4 protein-coding genes are annotated in these 4,569 nt (G+C 39.4%); all 4 read right to left on the reverse strand.

Translation table 11 applies throughout. The features are described 5' to 3' along the window. Positions 1 to 2,341: extracellular solute-binding protein (locus tag J6U00_RS10025; protein WP_296581486.1), on the reverse strand; the 2,341-nt coding region annotated here is incomplete at its 3' end. A gap of 19 nt (positions 2,342 to 2,360) precedes the next feature. Further along, entirely contained in the window at positions 2,361 to 3,197 is an 837-nt protein-coding gene (locus tag J6U00_RS10030) for a hypothetical protein (RefSeq protein ID WP_296581488.1), read from the reverse strand. A gap of 2 nt (positions 3,198 to 3,199) precedes the next feature. Continuing rightward, positions 3,200 to 3,772: a sigma-70 family RNA polymerase sigma factor gene (locus J6U00_RS10035; RefSeq protein ID WP_296581489.1), complete on the reverse strand. Its 573-nt coding sequence runs from the start codon at positions 3,770 to 3,772 to the stop codon at positions 3,200 to 3,202. Between the two features lie 430 nt (positions 3,773 to 4,202). Next, the coding region (locus tag J6U00_RS10040) for a hypothetical protein (RefSeq protein ID WP_296581490.1) at positions 4,203 to 4,569 on the reverse strand (367 nt) is incomplete at its 5' end.

The following is a 4,569-nucleotide window of genomic DNA, read 5'->3' on the forward strand; positions in this document are numbered from 1 at the left end:
CATCCTCTGCCGAGCACTCTCCTGCAAAATACTTATCGGCTTCCTCATAGATAACCGTACTCATATCATGATCGTATTCAACTGCTATATTATCACACTTGCAAAGATAATCATACAGAATATCAGCCTGTTCAGCTGTAAAACTGGGAACAGAAATGCCACTTACCGTATGTTCGGCACCTATCTCACTATTAAGAGTATTCTTGGTTTTGGGCTTGAAGCACGAATAACCGCCATAAGCATTTTCAAGAACTTTTGAAACAAATTCCCATGCTCCGTCCTTATCCTGACAAGAAGATGTAATGCTATAAAAATACTCTGGCTTTATCAAGCCGCCTCTTTCACTGTTATCAGTGGGGTATCCTACCATATTGATCTCTTCGCCGTTGCCTTGAAGATCCTTTACTATATTTATCCATGAATCTACCTGCTCATTTACAACAAGTGTCCTGTCAGTCCCAAACCACGTAAACTTATCGTTATGGTATTCCTGAGAATGACCCATTCCATCATATGTCAGGAAGCGGTTTGCAAATTTAAGCCTCTTTATGAAGTCATCGCTGTCAAAATGGCATTCTCCCTTATCATAGTCTATAACGCCGTATGCAGAATTAATCATGTCTGCAAACATATATGCTCTTTCCGTGTCATCATACATATGAACAGCAAAATCCGGTGCATTATCATAGAATTCCAGCATCTCGTCCATAGTCCATGTGGGCTTGCCCCAGAATTTGTTTTTTACGATAAGGGATTCGCAGTAAAATGAACCCGGAAGTCCGTATATCTTTCCGTCTTTTGCTGACATTGACTTAATGATTGCAGGGAACACATCATCACGTGTATATCCGTTTCTTCCATCGAGAAACTGATCCATATCCGCAAGCGCTTCGTTATTTGCAAGCTTTCGATAATCACCGTAACCAAGTCCCATAACGATATCAGGGCCGTTTCCGTTCTGAATGTCATCGCAGAGCTCTGAAAATGCTTTCCTGATCACTTCATGGCTGTTGTTTTCATATTCGTCGACTACTACTTCATTCGGATCGCCATACACTACAGTTCTTATGTGATATCTGTCATTATTAAGATTAAAGTCCTTTACAATTTTATCTGTAATTCCTTTATCGTACATGACAACTCCCAGTGTAAGTTCGCTTTTTTCTGCAAGAGCCGAGACGTCACCGGGTTTAAGCTTAAAATACTCGCTTTCGCTGCCGTATGCTGTTGCTTTTTCCTTTATGCCGAGAAATTCATCATTTCCTAAAGGAAAAACCTCCATTAAATCAAGATTGGAATTCTCCCAGTTGATTATTTCCTCCATGCTGCCGTCGCCGCATACGCCGTATAAAGCATCTGTTTTATTTAAAAGGAATTTATATTTCCCATAGCCTTTCTGAGGATATCCTTCATCTCCTTCAGTGGTCATGATCGGTTCTGACAGTGAATCCCCTTCCAGCTTGCAAAGTTCATACTTCATGCCGGTTTGTTCACCAGGTAAATATTGATGCTCTCTGTCAAACTCATCAGCATTCAAGCGAATGGCATAAGTCTCTCCGTTGCAGTCTTTCATAATAACCAGTGGCCGATACCAATGATGAATTATTTTGGTTTCCATTATCTGAGTTACATAGCCGTCTGCCTTGTTTATGCGTAGCAATATCCTGTTATCGTATACAACAAGCAGATGATCGTCAAATTCAAGAATGTCATTTATACCGTCACTTCCGTAGCCGTCGGCTTCGGGCAGCTCAAGGGTGAAGCTGCTGACTATCTTATTATCGGCGTAATTAACGAGAAGATATGAAGCAGTGCAGTTATCGTAATAAGCATCATAATCATAATTCTCGTCATATTCTTCAGGCATTTTCATTCCGCCATGATCTTCGATCAGATAGATAACGCTGGCGTCAGAATATGTATCCGTATCGCTTTCATTAATTTCATAATGATCAGCTGAAAGCACTTCTTCGGGAAGCTCTCTTTTGATAAAGGAAAAACCGTTCAGCTCCCTGTCTGTGAGATATACTTTTTTCTCGTACGTGTTCCTAACCGAATACATAAGCTGAAGTTCATCATTACCAGCTTCGCATACCGAATAAATATAGTCAACGTCAGCCGGCATATTCACCTTCTCGGCAATATAGTATCCGGTAATATTGCTTACATCTACCTTTGAACCAAGGCTGGCATACTCAGAGATATCTTCCGTGGAAAGGCTTCTTGATATGCTACTGTTTTCTTTATTATTATTTTCTTTTGTTCGTCTGCCGCATGAAGTAGCGCATATTCCGGACAGCATTATAACAATTGCTGCTGAAAATGATATTATCTTTTTCATATTATGTCCTTTCATGTATTTAAGAAATTCTCACATTGCTGATTTTCCACTGTGTTCCGTTCCAAGCGTAATCAAATACATATTCTCCGTCCGCATCAATACAGGCTGAGAAATCATATTTTTCATTGTCCTGTATCTTCGGCTCTGATGGAGTTTCGGCGGTCTCATATACGTTTTCCTCTTTGGTATAAAGCCTGCCATTGTAATCCACTAGAACAGGAGCAGTTGTATTATCCTTACCTTTGACTGCCTCATCTATGCCCATGCTGAGATATATGCCTCCGTTTGCTTTCAGGGTATCGAAATACTCATTCGTAACCACTGCACGAAAAGAATCATATATTTCTTCACAGCTTTCAAAGCGTTCATCGTCGATCAGATAATACTCTGTATCTTCTCCCTGCCATTCCGAATTACGTGAGCTGTATTGTGAAAAGTACCTTCCGCTACCCTTTGTTGCAACTTCTCCGTTGATATAATCCGAGGTTGATATGAAATTCTCAGTGAGGAGCTTTGCGATAGCGGCATGGTCGGAATACTCAAGTGAACTGAGAACAGTTTTTTTCTTGTTATTATTATTTCTGTTCCCGTAGAAATAAAGTGAGCTTACGGTAATAACAGCGGCGGCTGCAATCGAAATAGAAACATCGATAATCTTTCTGAATACAGATCTTTTGTACCTTTCAACACCCGAAACACTGTCATTGTATGTGCGTTCGTCCTGCTGAGATATAAGCTTGCGCTGTATCCGCGAATAAATCCTTTCCCTGATTTCATCGGTAAAAACAGAAGAACCATCCTCTTTACTGTCGGAGAACTCAGGGATATTATCATCAAACAATTCCTCTATCTTCATTTTCACCACTCCGCATCAACGCCTGCTTTTAACAGCAGGTTTTTAAGTTTCTTTCTTGCTCGCTGCATCCTTTTCTGTACCGAGCTTGTTGTTATATTTAGCTCCGAAGCTATTTCAACCGATGACCTGCCATAGTAATAATGGCGAATTATGATAGATGAATCGGGATCTCCAAGCTTTTTCACGCAGTCCATGAGTATCCCTTTCAGCTCCATGCGCTCAGAAGTACTTTCAAGCTCGTTCTCTGAGGCTCCATAAAATGGTGCGACATCGTCCATCGATACTGTCCTGTTGCTTTTCAGCGAAAGCCGCCTGAAAAGATCGATAGAACTTCTTTTTGCGATAGTGGATATTAACCATTTTAGGTCACCGCTGTAGGCCTTTTCGGATTTAAGTGAACGGAATATGTCAATGAATATATCAGCCACACATTCTTCGATATCCTCAGCAGTTCCGCATGATCGAAGATTGTTTGAAGCTATCGTATAGACATAGATGCAGTATTCGTCATATAGCGCACGTTGCCACACCTCAGAAGGACCTTTCATAAGCTCCCTGAGCTGAATGTCTGTCATATTCCTTATTCACCCCTTTGAACATGTTCATCATAATAATCGTTTTTTAAAACGCTTAGCGGACATATTTTCTGAAAAAATTTTTGCTATCGTTTTTTACCAAATATCTGATAGCTTTTTTGTATATTGGTTCGAAGTTTAATTCAGCATATTTATTGTAGCAAGATGGAATTTTAATGTCAACATTTTTCTGAAAATTTGACCGGAATAGTCAAGAAATGTACAGTTAAAGAATGCCCGACTGAATAAATAACTGTTCTTATGACAGTTATCCAGCTTGTTAAAAAAGCCCCTCTGCACGTGCAAAGGAGCTTTTTGACAAACTGATGGGACAAGTGAGTTTTCCTATCCCATTCCTATATTTTGCTGTTATTAGGTTAAACAGCACTAAGTTTTATTTTACTGATAAATTAAAGTAAGTACATTTAGATTATGAATACAGCTTCGATGAAAAATAATCTCTATCTTCGTAATTAATGTTTCCATCGTTATTGGAGTCAAGGAGTTCGAGCTGGAAAGCGGAGAACTTTTCGCTTATCTTTCCGTTTTTCTCATATTCACTTATGTCTTCGCTTAATATATCAAAGTATTCCATTATCTTTTTATAGTCATCAGCATCATAATCGTGATCGTAGTCCAGATCGCCCTTTTCAAAATTAACGCCTAATGTGTATTCCAGTGACTCATAATTTGTGAGTTCCTTCATGTAAATATCGCCGTTTATAAATGAGCACTCTGATACAACTTTGCCCTTATCGTCTTTGAGGCGTATAACCTTTACGATAGTTTTAGAATTA

The organism is Ruminococcus sp., from assembly GCF_017650195.1.
Taxonomy (GTDB): domain Bacteria; phylum Bacillota; class Clostridia; order Oscillospirales; family Ruminococcaceae; genus Ruminococcus.